This is a genomic window from Paraburkholderia sp. 31.1 (genome assembly GCF_014397645.1).
GTDB lineage: Bacteria > Pseudomonadota > Gammaproteobacteria > Burkholderiales > Burkholderiaceae > Paraburkholderia > Paraburkholderia tuberum.
This window is the reverse complement of sequence record NZ_VZQN01000008.1, coordinates 106,288-129,990: the sequence shown is the minus strand read 5'-3', so window position 1 is coordinate 129,990 and position 23,703 is coordinate 106,288. Positions and strand designations below refer to the sequence as shown.

The following is a 23,703-nucleotide window of genomic DNA, read 5'->3' as shown; positions in this document are numbered from 1 at the left end:
GAAGCTGCTGGCCGAACGGCTATGAGCGGCCTGTGCAACTGACCGAACCCCTATAATACCCGTTCAATGATGAGGCCTATGAAAGACATTCTCGTGCTTTATTACAGCCGTCACGGCGCCACCCGCGAGCTCGCGCTGGCGATCGCGCACGGCGTCGACAGCGTCCCCGGCATGCAGGCGCGCGTGCGCACCGTGCCGGCGGTTTCCACGGTTTGCGAGGCGAGCGAGCCGGACATTCCCACCGAAGGACCACCGTACGTCGAGCTGCGCGACCTCGAAGAATGCGCGGGCCTCGCGCTCGGTTCGCCGACCCGCTTCGGCAACATGGCGGCCGCGCTCAAATACTTTCTCGACGGCACCACGCCGCAGTGGCTATCCGGTGCACTGTCGGGCAAGCCGGCCTGCGTGTTCACGTCGACCGGCAGCCTGCACGGCGGCCAGGAATCCACGCTGCTGTCGATGATGCTGCCGCTGCTCCATCACGGCATGCTGATCGTCGGCATTCCATACACGGAGAGCGCGCTGTCTACCACGCAGACCGGCGGCACGCCGTACGGCGCCTCGCATTACGCGCGCGCGGGCACGACCGGCCATGGCATCTCCGCCGACGAACGGACGCTGGCGATTGCGCTTGGTGCGCGCGTTGGACGCACGGCGGCGTCGATGTCCGAAAGGCCGTGAGCGTAAAGCCGTGAACGAACCGGATCCGCAACCCACCGAACGCGACGACGCCCGTCGTGACGCGGGTGGCGCTGAACTCGCGGCCACGAATTCCGGGGGCCACGCGAACGCGGCGCCCGCAAGCCTCGCGGCCAACGCCTCGGCATCTACGACCGTCGTGCCCGTGCAACCCAAAGCTGCCGCCGCGCTCGTCGCCGCTTTCACACTGGTCTCGATGATCGTGCTTGCCGTCGCATGGGAATGGTGGCTCGCGCCGTTGCGCTCTGGCGGCTCGCTGCTCGTGCTGAAAGCGTTGCCGCTACTCTGCGCGTTGCCGGGCGTGTGGCGACGTCGGCTTTACACGATGCAATGGGCGTCGATGCTGATCCTGCTGTATTTCGCCGAAGGCGTCGTGCGTGGCTGGAGCGATCATGGCTTGAGCGCGCGGCTCGGCTGGCTTCAAGCGGCGCTCGCCATGATCTTCTTCACCTGCGCACTCGCGTATGTCGGACCGTTCAAGCGCGCGGCGAAACGAGCCGCGAAGCAGGCCGCAAAGCAAGCCGCCAGCGAACCGATCCCGCCCGCCTGAGGCCCAAGCCCCAACACCGTCAACCGATCCACATGACCCACACCGCTTTTCTCGCCGCCTGCCGCGACGCCATCGGCGCGACTCACGTACTGACCGATCCGCACGACACCGCTCCCTTTCTGACCGACTGGCGCCGCCGCTACACCGGCGCGGCCTGCGCGGTGCTGTGCCCGGCCACGTCCGCGCAAGCCGCCGCGCTCGTCAGGCTCGCGGTCGAACATCGCGTCGCGCTGGTGCCGCAGGGCGGCAACACCGGCCTCGCGGGCGGCGCGACACCCGACGCGAGCGGCGCGCAGGCGGTCATCAGCCTGCGCCGCCTGAATCGCGTGCGCGACATCGATCCGCACAACAACACGATCACGGTCGAAGCCGGCGTGATCCTCGCCGACGTGCAGAAGCACGCCGAAGCGGCCGGACGTCTGTTTGCGCTGAGCCTCGCCGCCGAAGGCAGCTGCACGATCGGCGGCAATCTGTCGACCAATGCGGGCGGCACCGGCGTGCTGCGCTATGGCAACTCGCGCGAGCTATGCCTCGGCCTCGAAGTGGTGACGCCGCAAGGCGAACTGTGGGACGGCCTGCGCGGGCTGCGCAAGGACAACACCGGCTACGATCTGCGCGACCTGTTCATCGGCGCGGAAGGCACGCTGGGCCTGATCACCGCGGCGGTGCTCAAGCTGCATCCGCAGCCGGCCGCGCGCGTCACCGCGCTCGCCGCGCTCGCGTCGCCGCATGCGGCGCTCGATTTTCTCGCGCTCACGCAACGCGTCGCCGGGCCGCTCCTGACCGGCTTCGAACTGATGTCGGATTTCTGCCTGCGCCTCGTCGGCCGGCACTTCGAGCAGATGCGTTACCCGTTCGCCGAACCGCATGCGCAGGTCGTGCTGCTCGAACTGTCGGACAGCGAAAGCGAAGTGCACGCGCGCACGCTGTTTGAGGGGCTGATGGAAACCGCGCTCGAACAAGGTCTCGTGGAAGACGCCGTGGTGGCGGAAAACCTCGCGCAGTCTCGCGCGTTCTGGAATCTGCGCGAGCACATTCCGCTCGCCCAGGCCGAGGAGGGCCTGAACATCAAGCACGACATCGCGGTGCCGATTTCACGCATCGGCCACTTCATCGAAGCGACCGATGCGGCAATCGCGCAAGCCGCGCCGGGCGCGCGCATGGTCACGTTCGGCCATCTCGGCGACGGCAATCTGCACTACAACGTGCAGGCGCCCGAGGGCGTCGATGCGAAGGCGTTTCTGCGGCAGTACCAGAGCCCGATCAACCGGATCGTCTACGACAGCGTCGATGCGCATCGCGGCAGCATCAGCGCGGAACACGGACTCGGCCAGTTGAAGATCGACGAAGCCGCCCGCTACAAGCAGGACGTCGAGGTGCGGATGATGCGCGCGATCAAGCAGGCGCTCGATCCGCTGAACCTGATGAATCCGGGCAAGGTGCTACGCTAATATCTGAAGCCTGCGCGATCCGGCGCGCAGGCGTTTTGCAGGAGTCGCGTCCGTGAAGATTCGCGTGCTGTCCGATCTGCATCTGGAAAACGACGAGCCTGAACTGATCCCGCATGCGCAGGCGGATCTCGTGGTGCTGGCGGGCGACATCCACAATCATGCGGCCGGCCCGCGCTGGGCAGCGCAGGCGTTCGACGACGCGGTGCCGGTCGTCTACGTGCCGGGCAATCACGAGTACTACGACGGTGAATTCGGCGCGCTGGAGAGCGCGATGCTCGACGCGGCCGCGCAGGTCGACAACGTGCATCTGCTGAACAACGCCGCGCTGGTCGACAGCCAGGGCCGCTGGCGCGTGCTCGGCACGACGTTGTGGACCGACTTCGCGCTGTACGGCGCGACGCCGGATGCAATCGAGGAATCGATCGTCGCCGCGCGCCGGGTCATGCTCGACTATCGCGGGCTGATCCAGATGAACTGGCCGCACGACCCGAGCGACGCCGCGCGCGACTTCACGCCCGCCGATTCGCTCGCGCTGCACCAGCATGCGCGCGTGTGGCTCGAAAGCGAGCTTGCCAAACCGTTCGCCGGCCAAACGATCGTGGTCACGCATCACGCGCCGCATCGGCGGAGCCTGGCCGGGCGTTTTGCCGAAGACCGCGTGTCGGCGGGCTTCGTCAACCATCTGCCCGAGCTCGTGCGCGCGCCTGTCGCGTTGTGGATACATGGCCACACGCATACGTCGTTCGACTACGTGGTGGACGGCACGCGCGTCGTGTGCAATCCGCGCGGCTATTTCGACCGGCGCACGCGCCAGTGGGAAAATCCGCTGTTTGCGTGGGACAAGGTCGTCGAGATCTAGCGGGTTAGCGGGCCTCTTGCATCAGATCAACCCGCCGCCGCTCACCGCTCGCGCCGCGGCGCATCCTGTGACTCGACCTCGACCGGCACGAGCTGCGGCTGCTGTTCGCGCATGCGGCGCAGCAGATCGCGCGAGGCGGCGACGCCGATCAGTCCAAACATGACGGCCAAGCCGATCATCAGGTGCGTATCCATGGATGTGTCGTCCTTCAGTGGTTGCGAGGCGCCGAACGGCGGCGAATCCAGCGCGTCCGGCCAGAGCGGCGACGCGTGAACGACACGTTAACAAATCGGCTGCGCGGCAGAAGTAAAGAAATGTTGCGGCGCGGCGCATGTGTAACAGGCTGTCACGCCGCGTGCCCACTCCGCGTGCCGCACTCCGCGTGCCGCTCGAACGTCAATGCATGACGAGCAGATCGGTCAGGTCCGCGCGAACTGCCGCAACTCCTCCTGATCCGCCGCCAGCGTCGAAGGCAACTCGTCGCGCAGGAATTCGACCCACGTGCGGATCTTCGCATCGAGATACTGCCGCGACGGATACAGCGCATACAGATTCATCTGCTGCGACGTGTACCCGGGCATCAGCCACACCAGTTCGCCGCTGCGCAAACGGCTGATCGCCGAGTAGATCGGAATCAGCGCTACGCCCATGCCCTGGGCGACGGCCACGACCATCGCCTCGGCCACGTTCACCTGAAACGTCGCCGCGCCGAGCGAGACGACTTCCTCGCCGTTCGGGCCGTCGAAGGTCCATTTGTCCGGCGGATTCACCGGCGTCACCATCTGCAGGCAGGCGTGCTGCGCGAGGTCCGCAGGCGTTTGCGGCACGCCGCGCCGTTCGAGGTACGCCGGCGACGCGCACGCAATGCTGAACGCGCTGCCAAGGCGCTGCGACACGAGCCCCGAATCCGGCAGGCCGGTCGCGAGCGTCAGCGACACGTCGAAGCCTTCGTCGAGCAGATCGGGCATGCGCTGCGCGAGCGTCAATTCGATATGCACGTCCGGGTAGCGCTGCTGGTAACGGCCTACGGCCGGCACCACGTAGTGCTGGCCGAAGCTCGTCATCGCGTGAACCTTCAGCTTGCCGGACGGACGCGCGTGCGCGTCGCTCGCCTCGGCCTCCGCCTGATCCACGTACGCGAGAATCTGCTCGCAGCGCTGCAGATAGCGCTCGCCAGCTTCGGTCAGCGCGATGCGGCGCGTGGTCCGGTTCAAAAGCCGCGTGCGCAGATGCGCTTCCAGATCGGAAACCGCGCGCGACGCGTAGGCCGTCGTCGTATTCAGATGCTGCGCGGCGCCCGTGAAGCTGCCCGCTTCGACGACGCGGACGAAAACGCGCATGTTTTGAAGCGTGTCCATACCTATCCTCAGAAATCGGCAGCGATTGTTACACGATCAGCAATGGCGATTGTCTCATGTCTGGTAAAAATGCCTTGCATCCTTACCGGTTATTCCGCAATCGATCAAAAAATATAATTGCGCACAAGCTTCTATAGTCAAATTTGGAGGAAACCGTGCAGTCTCCGGTACCCAAAGGGATCGCCGCGGCCGCGGTTCTTACGATCCTATTAACAATCGCCGGATGCGCAAGTACCGGAGGCGTCGCGCCGCAAACGCACACGATCAATCCTGCGTCGCTCGATGCGGGCAACGCAATCCGCGCCGCCAACGCCGATGCGCAGTGGCCCGCCGCCGACTGGTGGCGCGCCTATGACGATCCGCAGCTGGACCGGTGGATCGCGGACGCGCAAGCCGGCAATCCCAGTCTCGCGGTCGCCCAGGCGCGCGTGCGTGAGGCGGCGTCGATGGCCGGCGTCGCGCGCGCGGCGCTCGCGCCGCAAGTCAACGGCAGCCTGTCGATCCAGCGCCAGCAGTGGGCCGACAACGTGTTCTACGGTCCGGGGCCGCTCGCCGGCGAGCAGTCGTGGAACAACACCGGCACGCTCGGCCTCGCCTATCACCTCGATTTCTGGGGCAAGGACAAGAACGCCGCCGAGCGCGCGCTCGACCTCGCGCACGCCAGCGCCGCCGACGCGCGCGCCGCGCAGCTCGAACTGCAGGCGAACGTCGTGCGCACCTATATCGAGATGTCGCTGAACTACGCGTTGCTCGACATCGCGAAGGCCACGCTGCAGCAACAGCAGCAGATCGTCGACCTCGCGAACCGGCGCCTGAAGGGCGGCATCGGCACGCAGCTCGAAGTGAGCCAGGCCGAGACGCCGATGCCCGAGTACGAGCGCCAGATCGACGCGATCGAGGAGAAGATCGCGCTCGGCCGCAATCAGTTGGCCGCGCTCGCGGGCAAGGGTCCGGGCGCCGGCGACGCGATCCAGCGCCCGGCGCTGTCGCTCGCCGCGCCCGCTGGTCTGCCGGCCGCGCTGCCCGCGGATCTGATCGGCCACCGGCCGGACGTGGTCGCGGCACGCTGGACGGTCGCCGCGCAGGCGCGCGGCATCGACGTCGCCAAGGCCGGGTTCTATCCGGACATCAACCTGCTCGCGTCGATCGGCGGCTATGCGGCGATGGGGCCGCTGTTCCAGTTCCTGAAGAGTCCGTCGCATAGCTGGAGCGTGGGTCCCGCGCTGACGCTGCCGATCTTCGACGGCGGCCGGCTGCGCTCGCAGCTCGGCGCGGCGTCGGCGGGCTACGACGAGGCCATCGAGCGCTACAACCAGTCGATCGTGGGCGCGCTGAAGGACATCTCCGACCAGGTGATCCGCATCCGTTCGCTGACCACCCAGGCCGACGACGCCGACCGCTCGGTCGCCGCCGCGCGCAGGAACTACGAGCTGTCGCGCGAAGGCTACCGGCGCGGCTTGACCGACTATCTGAACGTGCTGGTCGCGCAAAACCAGTTGCTGCGCGCGCAGGAAGGTGTCGCCAAAGTGCAGGCCGAGCGGCTCGGCGCGCATGCGTCGTTGATGACGGCGCTCGGCGGCGGTCTCGACGATCCGGCCAACGGTCCGCGGGATAACGAAACGTTGCCGGCGCATGGCAAGGGCAGCGGCGAGAGCAAGAGCGGCGCGGCGAGTAGCGACACGGCAACAGCGGATGCCAACGCCAAGACCAACGCAGCCATCACCGCCACCACCGCCTCGCGCGCCCCGAACACGCGCGCGTCCGAGTAAGGAAGGCCATGTCCTCCTCGCCCTCCCCGTCGAGCGCGCGCCCCGCCTCGTTCGCCGCGCTCTACGAAGCCGCCGCCCACTGGGCGCGCACCGACGGCCTCGTATGGATCTATCTGTTCAAGTCGCTCGCCGCGTGCTTCCTCGCGCTCGGCATCGCGATGAAGCTCGATCTGCCGCAGCCGCGCACCGCGATGACCACCGTGTTCATCGTGATGCAGCCGCAAAGCGGCGCAGTGTTCGCGAAGAGCTTCTATCGGATCTGCGGCACGCTGGTCGGTCTCGTCGTGATGCTCGCGCTGATCGGACTGTTTGCGCAGCAGCCGGAGCTGTTCCTCGTCACGACCGCGATCTGGGTCGGCATCTGCACCGCCGGCGCCGCGCGCAATCGCAACTTCCGTTCGTACGGCTTCGTGCTGGCGGGCTACACGGCCGCGCTGATCGGCATCCCCGCTTCGCAGCATCCGGACGGCGCGTTCCTGAGCGCGCTCACGCGGGTCGCGGAAGTGGTGATCGGGATCATCTGCGCGGGCGCGGTCAGCGGCCTCGTGTTTCCGCAGTTCGCCGGCCTGCAGATGCGCAGCACCGTGCGTGCGCGCTTCTCGGCGTTCGTCGAGTACGTGTCGGCGTCGCTTGCCGGGCGCAACGACCGCGCCCAGATCGAGGCGACCAATGCGCGCTTCGTCGCCGACATCGTCGGCTTCGAGGCCGCGCGCAGCATCGCCGTGTTCGAAGGCCCCGATTCGCGGATGCGCGGCGGGCGCCTCGCGCGTCTGAACAGCGAGTTCATGACCGCGTCGACGCGCTTTCACGCGCTGCATCAGCTGATGAACCGTCTGCGCGACAGCGGCACGCACGGCGCGGCGATCGCGATCGCCGCGCTCGAACCGTACTTCAAGGAGATCGCGCCGTTGCTCGCGAAGTCGGGCGAGCCGGTGCTGAGCGCGGCCGACGCCGCGCACGCCGCGGCCCAGCTCGACACCTACAGGAGCGAGTTGCCCAAACGCGTGCGCGCGACGCGCGACGAGCTCGAAACGCACCCCGACGCGCCGTTGCTCGATTTCGACACGGGCGCCGAGCTGCTGTACCGCTTCATCGACGACCTGCATGCGTACGCGGCGACCTACGCGTCGCTCGCCGTCGACAAGCACGCGCGCGAACGCTGGATCGAGCGCTACGAGCCGAAAACCAACGCGATCGCGGCCGGCGTCGCGGGCCTGCGCGCGGCCATCGTGATGATGGTGCTCGGGGCGTTCTGGATCGCCACCGCGTGGCCGAGCGGCTCGACGTTGACGCTGGTCGCAGCGGCCGTGTGCGCGCTCGCGTCGGCGTCGCCGGATCCGAAGCGCACCGCGTTCAAGATGGCCGGCGGCACGGTGCTCGCGACGCTGATGGGCATGATCGCGGTGTTCGGCGTGTATCCGCACATCGACGGCTTCGTGATGCTGTGCGTCGCGCTCACGCCGTTCCTGCTGCTCGGCGTGTTGATGACCACGCGTGCGACGCTCGCGGGCTACGGCGTCGGCTACTGCATCTTCTTCTGCTTCCTCGCCGGCCCCGACAACGTGATTCACTACGACCCGAGCGCGTTCATGAACGACGCGCTCGCGCTGGTGCTGTCGATGCTGGTGTCGTCGATCGCGTTCGCGGTGCTGCTGCCGCCGTCGACGCCGTGGCTGCGCAACCGCCTGCTCGTCGACCTGCGCCGCCAGGTGGTGCTGGCCGGCCGCGCGGGTCTGGCACGCGTGCGCTCGCGCTTCGAAAGCGGCGCACGCGATCTGATGTTCCAGATCAACGCGCTGTCGCAGAACGAGCCCGAAACGAAGCGCGACACGCTGCGCTGGCTGTTTTCGGTGTTGGAGGTCGGCAACGCGGTGATCGACCTGCGCCGCGAAATCGCGACGCTGCCCAACGAGCCGCGCTACCACCAAGCGGCACCGTGGCGCGTCGCGCTGCGCGCGCTGCGCGATGCGCTCGCGGCGCTGTTCGAGCGGCCGCGGCAGCAGCACTTCGCGCGCGCGCTCGCGGCGACCGCCGATGCGATCGCGCAAGTGCAGCAGCTGATGGCCGGCTTCACGCCATCGCGTGAAGAACGCCATCAGCTGTTGCGCATCCTCAGTCAACTGCATTTCATCCGTACCGCGCTGCTCGATCCGCAGTCGCCGCTTGCCTCGGCGATCGGCGCGCGCGCGGACGCATCAGAAGAAGAAGGAGTTCCTCATGCCGCGTGATATCGCCGTGCTCGATGCCTATGTGCCGGCCATTGTGCTGCTGTTCATCGCGGGCGCCGCGCTGACCTGGCTCGTCGATCGCGTGATCGCCTATACGGGCCTCTATCGCGTGGTGTGGCACCCCTCCCTGTTCCGGGCCAGCTTGCTCGTGTCCGTGTGCGGCCTTCTCGGCCTCGCCGTTTATCGTTGATCAGAGTCGAAACATGACCATCCGAAATCTTGTGGGCTTCATCGCGACAGCCGTCATTTTCATCGTCGCGATCGTGATTGGCCGCGTGCTGTGGGTCCATTACATGGACGAACCGTGGACCCGCGACGGCCGCGTGCGCGCCGAGATCGTCAACGTCGCGCCGGACGTGTCGGGCGCGATCGTCGATCTGCCGGTCAAGGACAACCAGTTCGTGAAGAAGGGCGACCTGCTGATGCAGATCGATCCGTCGCATTACCAGATCGCGGTCGAGCAGGCGCAGGCCGCCGTTGCCGCGCGCAAGGCCGAATTGCAGATGAAGCGCGACGACGCGCAACGGCGTGCCGACATGGATTCGCAGGTGGTGTCGAAGGAAAGCCGCGAAAACGCGACGCATACCGCGTCCGCCGCCGATGCCGCCTATCAGCAGGCGCTCGCCGCGCTCGACGCCGCGAAGCTGAACCTCGAGCGCACGCGCGTCGTGTCGCCGGTCGACGGCTACGTGACGAACCTGTCCGTGTTCCGCGGCGACTATGCGAGCGCCGGCGCCGCGAAGCTCGCGATCGTCGACAGTCACTCGTTCTGGGTGTATGGCTACTTCGAGGAAACCAAGCTGCCGCACGTGCGCGTCGGCGATCAGGCCGAAGTGCGGCTGATGAGCGGCGGCACGCTGCAAGGCCACGTGGAGAGCATCTCGCGCGGCATCTACGACCGCGACAATCCGCAAAGCCACGAGCTGCTCGCGGACGTGAATCCGACCTTCAACTGGGTGCGCCTCGCGCAGCGCGTGCCGGTGCGCGTGCGGATCGACTCGGTGCCGCCCGACGTGATGCTGGCGGCGGGCACGACCTGCACGGTGGTGGTGCGGCCGGGGACGGGCTCCGGCTCCTCGGCGGCCAACGCGAGCTGACGCCCGCGCCGCCTTTTATAGCCTGAACTGCCCCACCATCGCCTTCAGCCCGCGCGCCTGATCGTCGAGCGAGCGGGCCGCGGCGGTGGCCTCCTCCACCAGCGCGGCGTTCTGCTGCGTGCCCGAGTCCATCTGCGTGACCGCGAGACTGATCGCCTCGATACCGGCGCTCTGCTCGGACGACGCCGCCGAAATCTCGCCCATGATGTCGGTCACGCGCTTCACGGCCTTGACGACTTCGTCCATCGTCTGACCGGCGTCAGCGGCGAGCGTCGAGCCGTTGCCGACGCGCTCGACCGAAGTCTGGATCAAGCCCTTGATCTCCTTCGCGGCCGCCGCGCTGCGCTGCGCGAGATTGCGCACTTCCGCCGCGACGACCGAAAAGCCGCGCCCCTCCTCGCCCGCGCGCGCCGCCTCGACGGCCGCGTTCAACGCGAGGATGTTGGTCTGAAACGCGATCCCCTCGATCACGCCGATGATGTCGCCGATGCTGCGCGCGCTGTCGTTGATGTCGTTCATCGTCGCGACCACGCGGCTCACGACCGCGCCGCCCTGCTCGGCGATCGCCGACGCGTTGTTCGCGAGCGTGCTCGCCTGCTTTGCGTTGTCGGCGTTCTGACGCACCATCGAGGTCAGTTGCTCCATGCTGCTCGCGGTGCGCTCGAGCGCAAGCGCCTGCTGCTCGGTACGCTGCGACAGATCGAGGTTGCCCATCGAAATCTGCGCGGACGCGGTCGCGATCGCATCGGCGCTCGACGCGATGTCGGCAACCGTAGTCGCGAGTCCGCTTTGCATGTCGGACAGCGCGAACAGCATGCTCGCACGGTCCTTGCCGCCGAGCGCGATGCGATTCGACAGATCGCCCGCGGCGATGCGGCGCGCGATCTCCTTCGCGTACGCGGGCTCGCCGCCGAGCTGCGCGGTGAGCCGCCGCACGACCCACGCGGCGATGCCGACCGCGAGCACGATCAGTGAGAGCGTCATCGCCGCGATCATCACGAACGACGAGTGATAGATGAAACCGGACGCGTCGATCGTCGCCTTCGCGGCGGTGCCGCGCTGCGCGACGAGTTCGTCGACGAGCTTTTCGAGCTTGCCGGTTTCGACGAGCAGCGACACGTCCTGCGTGCCGACCTGCCAGTTCATCTGCGACAGATCGAGCGGCTGCGCTTTCACGAGCGTGACGAAGTCGCGCAGGTGACCGCTCCATGCCGCGACCGCCGCGGTGAACGCCTTCTGCGCGCCGACCGCCTTCGCGTCCGACTTATCGACGTACTGCTGGAGCGTGCCCAGCTGCTCGTTGAGACCCGCGAGGCCGCGCTCGATGTCGGCCCCGAGTTCGTCGCGCTCCTTCGCGGTGGTCGCGGTCAGCAGCATCTTTTGCGCGCGGCTCGCGCGCAGCATGTGGCCGCGCGCTTCCTCGGCGGCGCGGCTCGCGACGTGACCCTGGTCGTAGATCGATTGCGCGGACGCGTTCAGCCGGCCGATCTGCAGCAGCGAAAACACGCCGATCAGCAGCGTGCCGGCGAGCAGAATCGCAAACGCGATCCGCAGCGTCGCCTTGACCGACAGGCCGTTGAACTTCGTTGCCGCTGCGCTGCGTGCCACTGCTTTCATCATCCCCGTCCCCACATGTCGACGCGCCGGACAGTCGGTTCCGGCATCACCACTTATCTCTCCGGGTCTACGGCAGCGCGCCCCGCGATCTTGAATTTCGCTTGTGCAGGCCGGGGCGGGTCGTGCGCCGCTTGCCGTTCCCGGTTCCATGTTCGACGCGCTGCTTCGTGAGCCGCGCAATCGCGAGCGCTTTATACCGTGGCCAAAAACTCGCCAAAAAAAGTTTCTTCAGGCAAAGAGCTGACGATTCGTCCTTTCACCGCCGAATGAAAAGTCATCCGCCCCCCTGTCCGATTCGCGACAAAACTTGTCCTTACAATTCGCTCCGGCCACATTAAACTTCGGCTAAATATTCAAAACGCCGGTTGCCGCGACGAAACGCCGCAGTGCTTCGCGGAACGCGCCTACGAGGCGTGCTGCCCGCACCGGTTTTCGGTGCCGATCTTTCATTCCACCGTTTTCCCGATCTTTTTTTCTAGCGTATGGAAACGAGCCTCGATAAAAGCGCCCTTGCCGGCGCATCCGCCACGGGGGCGAGCGCGTCCCCGGCCGCCGCTGCGCCGGCGGCCGCCAAGGTCCAGCGCACGGTGTATTCCGTGCTCGGTGCGATCAGCTTTTCGCACCTGCTCAACGACATGATCCAGTCGCTGATCCTCGCCATCTACCCGATGTTCAAGGACAACTTCTCGTTGTCGTTCGGGCAGATCGGTCTGATCACGCTGACCTACCAGGTCACCGCGTCGCTGCTGCAGCCGCTTGTCGGCAGCTATACCGACAAACATCCGAAGCCGTACTCGCTGCCGGTCGGCATGGGCTTCACGCTGACCGGGCTGCTGCTGATGTCGGTCGCGCCGAACTTCGGCGTGCTGCTGGTCGCTGCGGCGCTGGTCGGCTGCGGATCGTCGGTGTTCCATCCGGAGTCGTCGCGAGTCGCGCGGATGGCCTCGGGTGGCCGTCACGGGCTCGCGCAGTCGTTGTTCCAGGTCGGCGGCAATGCGGGTTCGTCGCTCGGGCCGCTGCTCGCCGCGCTGATCGTGATCCCGCACGGGCAACGCAGCATCGCGTGGTTCTCGGCGGCGGCGCTCGTCGCGATCGTCGTGCTCACGCAGATCGGCCGCTGGTACAAGCGTCATCCGTCGGTCAGGAAGGCGCGCGGCCAGGGCGCGCATGTGACGCTGCCGCGTAACAAGATCATCCTGGCGATGAGCGTGCTGGTGTTGCTGGTGTTCTCCAAGTACTTCTATCTCGCCAGCATCAATAGCTATTTCACGTTCTATCTGATCGACAGGTTCCATCTGTCGGTGCAGGCCGCGCAGATCCATCTGTTCGTGTTCCTCGCGGCGGTCGCGGCGGGTACGGTGATCGGCGGGCCGATCGGCGACAGGATCGGGCGCAAGTACGTGATCTGGGTGTCGATTCTTGGCGTCGCGCCTTTTACGCTGCTGTTGCCGTATGCGAATCTGTTCTGGACTGGTGTGCTGACGGTTGTTATTGGGGTGGTGCTCGCCTCGGCGTTCTCGGCGATTCTTGTTTATGCGCAGGAGTTGATCCCTGGGAAGGTTGGGATGGTGGCTGGGTTGTTCTTTGGATTTGCCTTTGGGCTTGGGGGGGTGGGCGCCGCCGTGCTTGGGGAACTCGCTGATGCTACCAGTCTTGCGTTTGTTTATAAGGTTTGTTCGTTTTTGCCGTTGATTGGGGTGCTGACTGTTTTGTTGCCGGATGTTGAGGGGAAGCGGGTTAAAGGGTGAGCGCGTGCCGCGGGGTTGGGGCTTTTTCCTTATCGTGTGGTGTTGGCCTTTCCTTGCTGGCTTGTCGGTTTATTAGCGTTGCCCCCTGTGCGGGGCGGGGCTTTTTTCGTTGTTCTGGCTTTGTTGGCCTTTCCTTGTTGTCTTGTCGGTCTATTAGCGTTGCCCCTGTGCGGGGCGGGGCTTTTTTCGTTGTTCTGGCCTTGTTGGCCTTTCCTTGCTGACTTATCGGTCTATTAGCGTTGCCCCTGTGCGGGGCGGCACCTACTTTCTTTGCTGCTGCAAAGAAAGTAGGCAAAGAAGACAGCTCAAACCGCCAACTCCTAAGCGGGTTCCTCGGTCTGCATGAGGTAGTGGTGCATCTGGAATCCGTGCTCCCGCACATTCCGCGCTAGTGACAAGGCGGTCATTCTTCCGGCGGCGCTACGCGCGCCGAAACCCCGTTCAAAAACCACTGGTTGTTTCGGCGCATCGCCGAGGCACAGCCGAGGGCCCCCGCTGCGCGGGCAAAGCCGTTGGTTTCCCTGGCAGACCCGTCCGCGACGCACGTAGTGCGGAGTGGGAGGGATGACGGCTTTGTCACGAACGGCGGAATGTGCGGGGGCACGGATTCCAGATGCACCACTACCCCTTCCAAGCCAGGGGACCCGCTTAAGAGTTTGCGGTTTTAGCTGTCTTCTTTGCCTACTTTCTTTGCAGCAGCAAAGAAAGTAGGTGCCGCCCCGCACAGGGGCAACGCCAATAGACCGATAAGTCAGCAAGGAAAGGCCAACACCGCAAAGAACACCACCCTCGCCTTAGCCCCGCATCCGCCTCCACAGCAAAAAACCCACCGCAATGACGATAACCGCAACACCGTCGACAACAGCCAGCACCGGCAAAGGATCGCTCCACTTGTCCATGTTCGTCGTGCGCGAATAATAGGGCTCGCCGCTTCCATACGCTTCGTCCAGGTTAATCACGTTAAACGCAGCAACCGCAACGACAAGGGCAAGCAGAACTACGCCAGCGAGAAAACGGGCGATGCTGGACTTGCGCATGTCAGTACCTGACCGTTAATGGAATGTAGCAATCTGGCGACGGCGTAGCCCCCTCCTTCAGGTCGCGCAGGCTGGAACGCCCGCTCTACCACGCTCATAAGCGTATCGATTGAACATGCAAGCCTCACCATCCTGGGGGAAAACGACCTGTCACGTTGATCGCCTCTACCTTACCTGGCGGTGCAGAAACAACAAATGGGCGACGGATGAAAATGACGAACAACGACTTTCTTCTGTTGCCCTTCGCCCTTACGGCGAACCCGCTTGCCCCCCCTCCCGCCCGTGGTTATGCTTGTGCGCATAACCAGCGCCGCACCGGGCGCGCAATTTGCGATTCCGTTTCATCCAACCCCGTCCATTCCCGCCGCACGAGGATCGCCGCCGATGACCCGCTACCGCGATTTCCACCGCCGCTCGATCGACCACCCCGAAGCCTTCTGGCGCGAAGAAGCCCGGCGCATTCACTGGCACACGACATTCGGCACCGTGCTCGACCGCTCGAAGCCGCCGTTCGCGCGCTGGTTCGTCGGCGGTCGCACGAACCTCTGCCATAACGCGGTCGACCGGCATCTGGCCGAACGCGCGCAGCAGAACGCGCTCGTTTACGTATCGACCGAAACCGGCATCGAGCGGCACTACACGTATGCCGATCTGTACGCCGAAATCAACCGGATGGCCGCCGTCATGCGCTCGCTCGGCGTGAAGCGCGGCGATGTCGTGCTGATCTATCTGCCGATGATCCCCGAGGCGCTGTTCGCGATGCTCGCCTGCGCGCGGCTCGGCGCGATCCACTCGGTCGTGTTCGGCGGCTTCGCGGCGCCGAACCTCGCCACGCGTATCGACGACGCGAAGCCCGTGCTGATCGTCACGGCCGACGCCGGCGCGCGCGGCGGCAAGGTGGTCGACTACACGCCGCTCGTCGACGAAGCGCTCGCGCGCGCCATGCACAAGACACCGCATGTGCTGCTGATCGACCGGCAGCTCGCGCCCGCGCGACTGAACGCACCCTACCTCGTCGCCTACGAGCCGCTGCGCGAACAGTTCTTCGACGCCCACGTCCCGTGCGAATGGCTCGAATCGAACGAGGCGTCGTACGTGCTGTATACGTCGGGCACGACCGGCAAACCGAAGGGCGTGCAGCGCGATGTCGGCGGCTATGCGGTCGCGCTCGCGGCATCGATGGAATACATCTTCGAGGGCAAACCCGGCGACACCATGTTCACCGCGTCCGACGTCGGCTGGGTGGTCGGCCACAGCTACATCGTGTACGCGCCGCTGATCGCGGGGCTGACCACCGTGATGTACGAAGGCACGCCGATTCGCCCGGACGGCGGCATCTGGTGGCGGCTCGTCGAACAGCACAAGATCAACCTGATGTTCACCGCGCCGACCGCGATACGCGTGCTGAAGAAGCAGGACCCGGCGCTGATGAAGGCAGCCGATCTGTCGAGCCTGCGCACGCTGTTTCTCGCCGGCGAACCACTCGACGAACCGACCGCCGAATGGATCTCCAACGCGTTGAACAAGCCGGTGATCGACAACTACTGGCAGACCGAAACCGGCTGGCCGATGCTCGCGATTCCGCGCGGCATCGAGGCACTGCCGACCAAGCTCGGTTCGCCGGGCGTGCCCTCGATCGGCTATAGCCTGACCGTGCGCGACGAGCTGACCGGCGAGCCCTGCGCGCCCGGCGAGAAAGGCGTGCTGACGCTCGACTATCCGCTGCCGCCGGGCTGCATGTCGACGGTATGGGGCGACGACAAGCGCTTCGTCGGCACCTACTGGTCGAGCGTGCCGAACCAGCAGGTGTATTCGACGTTCGACTGGGGCGTGCAGGACGAGGACGGCTACGTGACGATCCTCGGCCGCACCGACGACGTCATCAACGTCGCGGGCCATCGCCTCGGCACGCGCGAGATCGAGGAGGCGCTGTCGAGCCATGCGGCTGTCGCGGAAGTCGCGGTGGTCGGTGTGACCGATCCGGTCAAGGGTCAGGCGGCGATGGCCTTCGTCGTGCTGCGCGGCGCGCAGGGAGAAGGCGACCCGAGCGAGCGCGCGCGGCTCGAAGCCGAGCTGGCGATGACGGTGGACCGCCATCTCGGCTCGATTGCGCGGCCCGCGCGCGTGGTGATGGTATCGATGCTGCCGAAGACGCGCTCCGGCAAGCTATTGCGCCGCGCTATCGCGGCGCTCGCCGAAGGGCGCGAGCCGGGCGATTTGCCGACGATCGAAGATCCGGCCGCGCTGCAGCAGGTGCGCGACGCGCTCGGCGACGGCAGGAAGGAATAAGCGGGCCAAGCAGCGGGCGACCGGGCGGACGAACAGGCGGGCGCTCAGCCCGCGGTGTCTCGCGTGCCGAGAAAGCGCGCGAGAATCGCGTTCGAATACGTGCCCGCGATCCCGGTCAGGAACGACATGAACGATCCGGGCGCGTGGTCGTCGGCGGTATCGGAGATCGTGCGCACGACCGCGCACGGCACGCCGTACTCGTAGCAGACCTGCGCGATCGCCGCGCCTTCCATCTCGACCGCGAGCGCGTCGGGCAGCGCGTCGCGCAACGCCGCGAGGGCCGCCACGCTCGCGACGAACTGATCGCCGCTGACGATCAAGCCGCGATGCACGCGCGGCGCGCGCGTGCCGAAGCGCGCCGCGCAGGCCGCGCCTTCCTCGGCGACGAACTGCTCGCATGCGGCCATCAGACGGTCGGCGAGCGCCGCATCGGTGGTGAAGCGCGACATGCCGAGCAGCGGCACCTCGAAGCGCGGAAAAAGCGGCGACGCGTCGACATCGTGCTGCATCAGCGCGCTCGCAACGACGATATCGCCGACATGCACGTCGCCGCCGACACCGCCCGCGACACCGGTGAACACGATCGCCTCGACATCGAACGCGTGGATCAGCGCACTGACCGTCGCGGCCGCCGCGACCTTGCCGACGCGCGCGAGCGTGACGACGCACGGCGTGCCGTGCACGGTGCCGACGTGGTAGTCACGCTGGCCGTGCGTGACCGTGCGCACGCCGGACTCGGCGCGCATCGCTTCGATCAGGTCGCCGAGTTCCTGCGGCAACGCGGCCAGAACGCCGAGCGGCCGCCGCGCATCGTGGCTGAGATTCAAGGGCGTGCTCATTCGACCGCCTGCAATTTAGCCACCGCCAGCGCCAGCCACTTTTCGCCGTGCCGCTTGAAGCGGACCTGCGCTTTCGCGTCGGTGCCGTTGCCTTCGAGTGCGGTGATCGTGCCTTCGCCGAACTTGGTATGGAACACCTGCTGGCCGACGCGGAAGCCCGTGTCGGCCGCGCGTTGCTCGTTCGCGAACGCGGGCGCCGGCGCGGAGGTCACCGCCGCCGTCGACGCCGAACCGCCGCCGTACCCCGGCCGCGCGAACCAGTCGCGCCCGTAGCCGGCGTTGTCCGAGCGGCCGCCCCAGCGCGAGCCCGCCTCGACCTTCGGCGTCAGCCACTTCAGCGTTTCGTGCGGCAATTCGTCGAAGAAACGCGAGCGGATGTTGTAGCGGGTCTGGCCGTGCAGCATCCGGCTCTGCGCGAAAGACAGGTACAGCCGCTCCTTCGCGCGCGTGATCGCGACGTACATCAGACGCCGCTCTTCTTCGAGGCCGTCGGCCTCCATCGCGCTGTTCTCGTGCGGGAACAGCCCCTCTTCGAGGCCGGTGATGAACACCGCGGTGAATTCGAGCCCCTTTGCCGCGTGCACCGTCATCAGCTGCACCGCTTCCTGGCCGGCCTGCGCCTGGTTGTCGCCCGCTTCGAGCGATGCGTGCGACAGAAAGCCCGCGAGCGGCGTCATCGTGTCGGGGTTTTGCGCCGGATCGGCGATGCCCGGTGCGTCGAGGACCACCGTGGTCGGATCGTCGGTCGCGACCGCGAGTTCGGGCGCGGCGCTGGCTCCTGGGCGCAGCGGAATCGAGCGCGCGGGCGTATCGAGCCCGTAGCCTTCCTCGCTGACGAACGCGGCGGCCGCGTTGACGAGTTCCTGCAGGTTCTCGAGCCGCTCCTGGCCTTCGCGCTCGTTCTGATAGAAGTCGGCGAGACCGCTCGCGCGGACCACGTACTCGACGGTCTCCGGCAGGCTCATCTGCTGCGTGTCGGCGCGCATCTTGCCGACGAGGTTCGCGAACGCGGCGAGGCTCGAGCCGGCCTTGCCGGCGACGTACGGAATCGCCGCGGCCATCGAGCAGTTGTACAGACGCGCCGCGTCGGCGAGCTGTTCGATCGAACGCGCGCCGATGCCGCGAGTCGGGAAATTGACGACGCGGCCGAACGCGGTGTCGTCGTTCGGGTTGTCGATCAGGCGCAGGTATGCGAGCGCGTGCTTGACTTCCTGACGTTCGAAAAAGCGCAGGCCGCCATACACGCGATACGCGATGCCCGCGTTGACGAGCGTGTGCTCGATCGTGCGCGACTGCGCATTGCTGCGGTAGAGCACCGCGATTTCGCTGCGCGACAGGCCGGTGTTGATCAGCGCGCGAATCTCTTCGACGATCCAGCCGGCCTCCTGCGAATCGGTCGCCGATTCGTAGACGCGCACCGGTTCGCCGTGACCCGCGTCGGTACGCAGATTCTTGCCGAGGCGTCGCGAGTTGTTCGCGATCAGCTGGTTGGCGGCATCGAGAATATGGCCGTGCGAACGATAGTTCTGCTCGAGCTTGATCAGATTGCGCACGTTGAACTCGTGCTCGAAGTCGCGCATGTTGCCGACGTTCGCGCCGCGGAACGCGTAGATCGACTGGTCGTCGTCGCCGACCGCGAAGATTGCGTTGTGCTGGCCCGCGAGCAGCTTCAGCCACGCGTATTGCAGCTTGTTGGTGTCCTGAAACTCGTCGACGAGGATGTGCCTGAAGCGCGCCTGGTAATGCGCGCGCAGCGGCGGATTGTGCGCGAGCAGTTCGTAGCAGCGCAGCAGCAGCTCGGGGAAGTCGACGACGCCTTCGCGCTGGCATTGCTGATCGTAGGCTTCGTAGAGTTCGACGAACTTGCGGTTGAAGTTGTCGGTGGCGTCGACGTCTTTGGGGCGCAGGCCCTGCTCTTTCGCGTTGTTGATGAAGTACTGGAGATTTTTCGCGGGGTATTTTTCGTCGTCGATGTTGAGGCCCTTCATCAGGCGCTTGATCGCCGACAGCTGGTCCGCGGTATCGAGAATCTGGAACGTGGCGGGCAGCCCGGCGTCGCGGTGATGCGCGCGCAGCATACGGTTGCACAGGCCGTGGAACGTGCCGATCCACATGCCGCGCGTGTCGATCGGCAATAGCGCCGAGAGGCGCGCCATCATTTCGCGGGCGGCTTTGTTCGTGAAGGTCACCGCGAGGACGGTCGCGGGGGACGCGAGGCCTTGCTGAATCAGCCACGCGATGCGGGTGATCAGGACGCGGGTTTTGCCGCTGCCGGCGCCCGCCAGGATCAGGGCGGGCTCATTCGGGAGCGTTACGGCGGCGTGTTGTTCGGGGTTTAGATTCGAGAGGAGGTCGGGCATTTTTTTGCTTAGGCGCAGTTCGGGGGACATTATATGCCCCGGCGGGGGCGGCGCTTTTTTTGGTTTTTTTTGTTCTTCTGGATATGGGTTGGGGTTTTTTCGTTGTTCTGGCTTGGTTGGCCTTTCCTTGTTGTCTTGTCGGTCTATTAGCGTTGCCCCTGTGCGGGGCGGCACCTACTTTCTTTGCTGCTGCAAAGAAAGTAGGCAAAGAAGACAGCTCAAACCGCCAACTCTTCAGCGGGTCCCTCGGTCCGCGTGAGGTAGTGGTGCATCTGGAATCCGTGCTCCCGCACATTCCGCGCTAGTGACAAGGCAGTCATTCTTCCGGCGGCGCTACGCGCGCCGAATCCCCGCTCAAAAACCACTGGTTGTTTCGGCGCGTCGCCGAGGCGCAGCCGAGGGTCCCCGCTGCGCGGGCCAAACCATTGGTTTCCCTGGCAGACCCGACCGCGACGCACGCAGTGCGGAGCGGGAGGGATGATGGCTTTGTCACGAACGGGGGAATGTGCGGGGGCCCGGATTCCAGATGCACCACTACCCCCTCCAAGCAAGGGGACCCGCTTGAGAGTTTGCGGTTTTAGCTGTCTTCTTTGCCTACTTTCTTTGCAGCAGCAAAGAAAGTAGGTGCCGCCCCGCACAGGGGCAACGCTAATAGACCGACAAGACAACAAGGAAAGGCCAACAAAGCCAGAACAACGAAAAAAGCCCCGCCCCGCACAGGGGCAACGCTAATAGACCGATAAGTCAGCAAGGAAAGGCCAACAAAGCCAGAACAACGAAAAAAAGCATAACCCCTGTCCACACCGGCCGCCGGCCGGCAAAAAACCTCGTCCAGCTATAATCAACCCTTCCCCGCCTCCAAAATCCTCCCTTTAACAGAAACATGAGCGACACCCCGAGCGACCCGACCTCGACGCTTGCAAAAAGCTTCGAACCCCACACCATCGAAGCCCACTGGGGCCCTGAATGGGAAAAGCGCACCTACGCCGCGCCCTCCTTCGACGCGAACCGCAAGGATTTCTCGATCCAGCTGCCGCCGCCGAACGTCACGGGCACGCTGCACATGGGCCACGCGTTCAACCAGACCATCATGGACGGCCTGACCCGCTATCACCGCATGCTCGGCGAGAACACGCTGTGGGTGCCGGGCACCGACCATGCGGGCATCGCCACGCAGATCGTCGTCGAACGCCAGCTCGACGCGCAGGGCGTGTCGCGCCACGACCTCGGCCGCGAGAAGTTCGTCGAGCGCGTGTGGGAGTGGAAGCAGCAATCCGGCTCCACGATCACGAATCAGGTGCGTCGTCTCGGTGCATCGATCGACTGGTCGCGCGAATACTTCACGATGGACGACAAGACGTCGGCCACCGTGCGCGACGTGTTCGTGCGTCTGTATGAACAGGGCCTGATCTATCGCGGCAAGCGCCTCGTGAACTGGGACCCGGTACTGCTCACCGCCGTATCCGACCTCGAAGTGGTCAGCGAAGAAGAAAACGGCCACCTGTGGCACATCCACTATCCGTTGACCGACGGCTCGGGCCATCTGACCGTCGCCACCACCCGTCCGGAAACCATGCTCGGCGACACCGCCGTGATGGTGCACCCGGAAGACGAGCGCTACGCCCACCTGATCGGCAAGACCATCACGCTGCCGCTGTCGAACCGCGAAGTGCCGATCATCGCCGACGATTACGTCGACCGCGAATTCGGCACAGGCGTCGTCAAGGTCACGCCCGCGCATGATTTCAACGATTATCAGGTCGGCCTGCGCCACAAGCTGCCGCAAATCGAAATCCTCACGCTCGACGCGAAGATCAACGACAACGCGCCCGAAAAATACCGCGGCCTCGACCGTTTCGAAGCCCGCAAGCTGGTGGTCGCCGATCTCGAGGCGCTCGGTGCGCTCGAATCGGTCAAGCCGCACAAGCTGATGGTGCCGCGCGGCGACCGCACCGGCGTCGTGATCGAGCCGATGCTGACCGACCAGTGGTTCGTCGCGATGAGCAAGCCGGCGCCCGAAGGCACGTTCAATCCGGGCAAGTCGATCACCGAAACCGCGCTCGACGTCGTGCGCAACGGCCAGATCAAATTCGTGCCGGAAAACTGGACCACCACGTACTACCAGTGGCTCGAAAACATCCAGGACTGGTGCATCTCGCGTCAGCTGTGGTGGGGTCATCAGATTCCGGCGTGGTACGGCGAGAACGGCGAAGTGTTCGTCGCCAAGACCGAAGAGGACGCGCGCGCAAAGGCCGTCGCGGCCGGCTACACGGGGGCGTTGAAGCGCGACGAAGACGTGCTCGACACGTGGTTCTCGTCCGCTCTGGTGCCGTTCTCGTCGCTCGGCTGGCCGAACGAAACCGAAGAGCTCAAGCACTTCATGCCGTCGTCGGTGCTCGTCACCGGCTTCGACATCATCTTCTTCTGGGTCGCGCGCATGGTCATGATGACCACGCACTTCACGGGCAAGGTGCCGTTCGAAACGGTCTATATGCACGGTCTCGTGCGCGACGCCGAAGGCCAGAAGATGTCGAAGAGCAAGGGCAACACGCTCGACCCGATCGACATCGTCGATGGCATCGACCTCGACGCGCTCGTCGCGAAGCGCACCACCGGCTTGATGAATCCGAAGCTGGCCGCGTCGATCGAGAAGAAGACCCGCAAGGAGTTTCCGGACGGCATTGCGGCGTTCGGCACCGACGCGCTGCGCTTCACGATGGCGTCGATGGCCACGCTCGGCCGCAACGTCAATTTCGACCTCGCGCGCTGCGAAGGCTATCGCAACTTCTGCAACAAGCTGTGGAACGCCACGCGCTTCGTGCTGATGAACTGCGAAGGCCACGACTGCGGTTTCGGCCAGCCGGCGCAATGTGGCGAATGCGGGCCAGAAGGCAATCTGCATTTCTCGCAGGCCGACCGCTGGATCGTGTCGCAACTGCAGCGCGTGGAAGCGGAAGTCGTCAAGGGTTTTTCCGACTATCGTTTTGACAATGTGGCCAACGCCATATACAAGTTCGTATGGGACGAATATTGTGACTGGTACGTCGAACTCGCCAAAGTGCAGATCCAGACGGGGCAGCCGAACCAGCAGCGTGCCACGCGGCGGACGCTTTTGCGTGTGCTCGAAACGGTGCTGCGCCTCGCGCATCCGGTGATCCCGTTCATCACCGAAGCGCTGTGGCAGAAAGTGGCGCCGCTCGCGGGACGCTACCCGGAAGGCAAGGCCGAGGGCGAGGCGTCCATCATGGTGCAGCAGTACCCCGTCGCGGAGCCGTCGAAGCTCGATGAAGACGCCGAGCGGTGGGCGACCGACCTCAAAGCGGTGATCGATGCATGCCGTAATCTGCGCGGTGAAATGAACCTGTCGCCGGCGGTGAAGGTGCCGTTGCTCGCCACCGGCAATGCGGAGCGTCTTCGTACTTTCGCGCCTTACGCTCAGGCACTTGCGCGTCTGTCGGAGGTGCAGATCATCGCCGACGAGGCCGCGCTCGACGCCCAGGCGGATGGCGCGCCGATTGCTATCGTAGGAACGGACAAGCTCGTGTTGAAGGTCGAAATCGACGCAGCGGTCGAACGCGAACGCCTGTCGAAAGAGATCACGCGGTTGAGCGCCGAAATCGTCAAGTGCAACGGTAAGCTACAGAATCAGGCCTTCGTTGCGAAGGCGCCGGCGGCGGTCGTGGAACAGGAGCAGAAGCGGCTGGCCGATTTCGAAGCCACCGTCGGCAAGCTGAAAGCCCAACTGGCCCGCTTGCCGGCCTGACCGACGCGCCCGCCCCCCTCAACGGCGGGCAAGGATTTA

General features: G+C 65.5%; 17 protein-coding genes. 11 read left to right on the top strand and 6 right to left on the bottom strand.

Annotation, left to right across the window (positions count from 1 at the left end; translation table 11 throughout):
- Positions 1–78: 78 nt before the first annotated feature.
- The 4 genes from wrbA to F6X37_RS07810 are packed head-to-tail and all read left to right on the top strand — an operon-like array spanning position 79 to position 3,559.
- A complete protein-coding gene (gene wrbA, locus F6X37_RS07825) occupies positions 79–681 on the top strand; it encodes an NAD(P)H:quinone oxidoreductase (protein ID WP_090801006.1) in 603 nt (200 codons plus the stop codon).
- A gap of 10 nt (positions 682–691) precedes the next feature.
- Positions 692–1,249: a DUF2069 domain-containing protein gene (locus F6X37_RS36730; protein ID WP_187610887.1), complete on the top strand. Its 558-nt coding sequence runs from the start codon at positions 692–694 to the stop codon at positions 1,247–1,249.
- A 32-nt stretch (positions 1,250–1,281) separates the two neighbouring features.
- The gene (locus F6X37_RS07815; RefSeq protein ID WP_187610886.1) at positions 1,282–2,700 is read left to right on the top strand and encodes an FAD-binding oxidoreductase; all 1,419 of its coding nucleotides are present in this window, start codon (positions 1,282–1,284) and stop codon (positions 2,698–2,700) included.
- A 52-nt stretch (positions 2,701–2,752) separates the two neighbouring features.
- Complete coding sequence (locus F6X37_RS07810; protein WP_187610885.1) at positions 2,753–3,559, top strand: metallophosphoesterase; 807 nt, start codon at positions 2,753–2,755, stop codon at positions 3,557–3,559.
- Between the two features lie 41 nt (positions 3,560–3,600).
- On the opposite strand, the gene F6X37_RS07805 is transcribed toward F6X37_RS07810, so the two are convergent.
- Together F6X37_RS07805 and F6X37_RS07800 are read right to left on the bottom strand one after the other, a co-directional pair.
- Positions 3,601–3,753: a hypothetical protein gene (locus F6X37_RS07805; protein ID WP_167544144.1), complete on the bottom strand. Its 153-nt coding sequence runs from the start codon at positions 3,751–3,753 to the stop codon at positions 3,601–3,603.
- Positions 3,754–3,978: 225 nt separating this feature from the next.
- Positions 3,979–4,917, bottom strand: a complete 939-nt coding sequence (locus tag F6X37_RS07800) for a LysR family transcriptional regulator (protein WP_187610884.1) — start codon at positions 4,915–4,917, stop codon at positions 3,979–3,981.
- A 155-nt stretch (positions 4,918–5,072) separates the two neighbouring features.
- Between F6X37_RS07800 and F6X37_RS07795 the strand changes: the two genes are divergently transcribed.
- Genes F6X37_RS07795 through F6X37_RS07780 form a run of 4 tightly spaced genes read left to right on the top strand, consistent with a single transcriptional unit; the run spans position 5,073 to position 10,011 of the window.
- The gene (locus tag F6X37_RS07795) at positions 5,073–6,686 is read left to right on the top strand and encodes an efflux transporter outer membrane subunit (RefSeq protein WP_187610883.1); all 1,614 of its coding nucleotides are present in this window, start codon (positions 5,073–5,075) and stop codon (positions 6,684–6,686) included.
- Positions 6,687–6,694: 8 nt separating this feature from the next.
- Positions 6,695–8,914 carry an FUSC family protein gene (locus tag F6X37_RS07790; RefSeq protein ID WP_187610882.1) on the top strand — a complete coding sequence of 740 codons (2,220 nt, stop codon included), beginning with the start codon at positions 6,695–6,697 and terminating at the stop codon, positions 8,912–8,914.
- Positions 8,904–9,104, top strand: coding sequence for a DUF1656 domain-containing protein (locus F6X37_RS07785; protein ID WP_018421177.1), 201 nt, complete (start codon positions 8,904–8,906; stop codon positions 9,102–9,104). The genes F6X37_RS07790 and F6X37_RS07785 overlap by 11 nt, the downstream gene beginning before the upstream one ends.
- A gap of 13 nt (positions 9,105–9,117) precedes the next feature.
- Positions 9,118–10,011, top strand: a complete 894-nt coding sequence (locus F6X37_RS07780) for an HlyD family secretion protein (protein WP_187610881.1) — start codon at positions 9,118–9,120, stop codon at positions 10,009–10,011.
- A 15-nt stretch (positions 10,012–10,026) separates the two neighbouring features.
- On the opposite strand, the gene F6X37_RS07775 is transcribed toward F6X37_RS07780, so the two are convergent.
- Entirely contained in the window at positions 10,027–11,628 is a 1,602-nt protein-coding gene (locus F6X37_RS07775; RefSeq protein ID WP_187610948.1) for a methyl-accepting chemotaxis protein, read from the bottom strand.
- A 482-nt stretch (positions 11,629–12,110) separates the two neighbouring features.
- Between F6X37_RS07775 and F6X37_RS07770 the strand changes: the two genes are divergently transcribed.
- A complete protein-coding gene (locus F6X37_RS07770) occupies positions 12,111–13,376 on the top strand; it encodes an MFS transporter (protein ID WP_187610880.1) in 1,266 nt (421 codons plus the stop codon).
- Positions 13,377–14,170: 794 nt separating this feature from the next.
- Here the strand turns inward: F6X37_RS07770 and F6X37_RS07765 are convergent.
- Complete coding sequence (locus tag F6X37_RS07765; RefSeq protein WP_184063607.1) at positions 14,171–14,413, bottom strand: hypothetical protein; 243 nt, start codon at positions 14,411–14,413, stop codon at positions 14,171–14,173.
- A gap of 384 nt (positions 14,414–14,797) precedes the next feature.
- Between F6X37_RS07765 and F6X37_RS07760 the strand changes: the two genes are divergently transcribed.
- Complete coding sequence (locus F6X37_RS07760) at positions 14,798–16,702, top strand: propionate--CoA ligase (RefSeq protein WP_187610879.1); 1,905 nt, start codon at positions 14,798–14,800, stop codon at positions 16,700–16,702.
- Positions 16,703–16,746: 44 nt separating this feature from the next.
- On the opposite strand, the gene F6X37_RS07755 is transcribed toward F6X37_RS07760, so the two are convergent.
- Both F6X37_RS07755 and F6X37_RS07750 read right to left on the bottom strand, forming a co-directional pair.
- Positions 16,747–17,541 (bottom strand): 5'-methylthioadenosine/adenosylhomocysteine nucleosidase, encoded by a 795-nt coding sequence (locus F6X37_RS07755; protein WP_187610878.1) that lies wholly within the window; start codon positions 17,539–17,541, stop codon positions 16,747–16,749.
- Positions 17,538–19,901 (bottom strand): UvrD-helicase domain-containing protein, encoded by a 2,364-nt coding sequence (locus F6X37_RS07750; RefSeq protein ID WP_018421183.1) that lies wholly within the window; start codon positions 19,899–19,901, stop codon positions 17,538–17,540. The genes F6X37_RS07755 and F6X37_RS07750 overlap by 4 nt, the downstream gene beginning before the upstream one ends.
- 883 nt (positions 19,902–20,784) lie before the next feature.
- Between F6X37_RS07750 and F6X37_RS07745 the strand changes: the two genes are divergently transcribed.
- A complete protein-coding gene (locus F6X37_RS07745; protein ID WP_187610877.1) occupies positions 20,785–23,664 on the top strand; it encodes a valine--tRNA ligase in 2,880 nt (959 codons plus the stop codon).
- The last annotated feature ends 39 nt before the right edge of the window (positions 23,665–23,703 follow it).

What these genes read in the sequence shown, in the direction of transcription:
- wrbA (WP_090801006.1), top strand. Translation starts at nt 79, where the DNA reads ATGAAAGACATTCTCGTGCTTTATTACAGCCGTCACGGCGCCACCCGC.
- F6X37_RS07815 (WP_187610886.1), top strand. Translation starts at nt 1,282, where the DNA reads ATGACCCACACCGCTTTTCTCGCCGCCTGCCGCGACGCCATCGGCGCG.
- F6X37_RS07805 (WP_167544144.1), bottom strand. Translation starts at nt 3,753, where the DNA reads ATGGATACGCACCTGATGATCGGCTTGGCCGTCATGTTTGGACTGATC.
- F6X37_RS07800 (WP_187610884.1), bottom strand. Translation starts at nt 4,917, where the DNA reads ATGGACACGCTTCAAAACATGCGCGTTTTCGTCCGCGTCGTCGAAGCG.
- F6X37_RS07790 (WP_187610882.1), top strand. Translation starts at nt 6,695, where the DNA reads ATGTCCTCCTCGCCCTCCCCGTCGAGCGCGCGCCCCGCCTCGTTCGCC.
- F6X37_RS07785 (WP_018421177.1), top strand. Translation starts at nt 8,904, where the DNA reads ATGCCGCGTGATATCGCCGTGCTCGATGCCTATGTGCCGGCCATTGTG.
- F6X37_RS07780 (WP_187610881.1), top strand. Translation starts at nt 9,118, where the DNA reads ATGACCATCCGAAATCTTGTGGGCTTCATCGCGACAGCCGTCATTTTC.
- F6X37_RS07775 (WP_187610948.1), bottom strand. Translation starts at nt 11,628, where the DNA reads ATGAAAGCAGTGGCACGCAGCGCAGCGGCAACGAAGTTCAACGGCCTG.
- F6X37_RS07770 (WP_187610880.1), top strand. Translation starts at nt 12,111, where the DNA reads ATGGAAACGAGCCTCGATAAAAGCGCCCTTGCCGGCGCATCCGCCACG.
- F6X37_RS07765 (WP_184063607.1), bottom strand. Translation starts at nt 14,413, where the DNA reads ATGCGCAAGTCCAGCATCGCCCGTTTTCTCGCTGGCGTAGTTCTGCTT.
- F6X37_RS07760 (WP_187610879.1), top strand. Translation starts at nt 14,798, where the DNA reads ATGACCCGCTACCGCGATTTCCACCGCCGCTCGATCGACCACCCCGAA.
- F6X37_RS07755 (WP_187610878.1), bottom strand. Translation starts at nt 17,541, where the DNA reads ATGAGCACGCCCTTGAATCTCAGCCACGATGCGCGGCGGCCGCTCGGC.
- F6X37_RS07750 (WP_018421183.1), bottom strand. Translation starts at nt 19,901, where the DNA reads ATGCCCGACCTCCTCTCGAATCTAAACCCCGAACAACACGCCGCCGTA.
- F6X37_RS07745 (WP_187610877.1), top strand. Translation starts at nt 20,785, where the DNA reads ATGAGCGACACCCCGAGCGACCCGACCTCGACGCTTGCAAAAAGCTTC.